This is a genomic window from Pseudomonas sp. HY13-MNA-CIBAN-0226 (assembly GCF_040310305.1).
In the GTDB taxonomy this organism is placed as follows: domain Bacteria; phylum Pseudomonadota; class Gammaproteobacteria; order Pseudomonadales; family Pseudomonadaceae; genus Aquipseudomonas; species Aquipseudomonas gregormendelii.
In genome coordinates this window covers 1-267 of record NZ_JBEOPS010000307.1, presented here as the reverse complement: position 1 = coordinate 267, position 267 = coordinate 1, and the positions used below count along the sequence as shown (strand labels likewise).

General features: G+C 56.2%; 1 protein-coding gene. It reads left to right on the top strand.

Going from position 1 to position 267, the window contains the following annotated elements; translation table 11 throughout:
* Positions 1-267, top strand: a 267-nt coding sequence (locus tag AAEZ05_RS28870) for an EAL domain-containing protein (protein WP_350650025.1), incomplete at both ends; no start/stop codon positions are given.

Below are 267 nucleotides of genomic sequence, written 5' to 3'. Positions count from 1 at the left end.
GTTCTTCGCGCTGTTGCAACAAGGCCTTGAGTTCTTGAAGCAGTTGGCAGAGCAGGAGCAGTTCCTATCGCTGGCGTTTAACCTGGAGTCCGACCAGCTCGGTCATGGCTTATTACTGCCGCGTCTTTGCGACTCACTCCAATCCCACGCCATTGCTGCGTGTCGTCTGACGTTTGAAATCACTGAATGCGGCCTGCTGGAAGTTTCTCCCGCCGTGCTCGACACCCTGATACGACTGCGCATGATGGGTGCCGGCCTGTCGATTGA